Origin of the sequence: Nocardia blacklockiae (genome assembly GCF_015477355.1) — a bacterium.
Classification (GTDB): Bacteria; Actinomycetota; Actinomycetes; order Mycobacteriales; family Mycobacteriaceae; genus Nocardia; species Nocardia blacklockiae.
In genome coordinates this window covers 1-323 of sequence record NZ_JADLRJ010000058.1, presented here as the reverse complement: position 1 = coordinate 323, position 323 = coordinate 1, and the positions used below count along the sequence as shown (strand labels likewise).

Genomic DNA, 323 nt, shown 5'->3' with positions numbered 1-323 from the left:
GCTGCGCCGGGAGCGGGTGAGCGTGCTCAACCAGACGCCGTCGGCGTTCTACCAGCTCGACGCCGCGGACCGCGCCGCCGGGCCCGAGGCCGCGCTGCCGGACCTGCGGTACGTCGTGGTCGGCGGCGAGGCCCTGGAACCGCGCCGCCTGGCGGACTGGAACGCCCGTCACGGCGAGCACCCCCCCCGGCTGATCAACATGTCCGGCATCACCGAGACCACGGTGCACGTGACCTTCCGCGCCCTCGACGCCGCCGCGTTCGGCGGCGCGCGGCCCCGCGGCATCGGCCGGGCCCTGCCCGGTCTGCGAATCCTGCTGCTGG

At 76.5% G+C, this 323-nt stretch carries 1 protein-coding gene; it reads left to right on the top strand.

What is annotated here, in order from left to right; translation table 11 throughout:
- Positions 1 to 16: 16 nt before the first annotated feature.
- Positions 17 to 323 (top strand): AMP-binding protein (locus IU476_RS35740; RefSeq protein WP_324194595.1); only part of this gene is annotated, 307 nt, incomplete at its 3' end.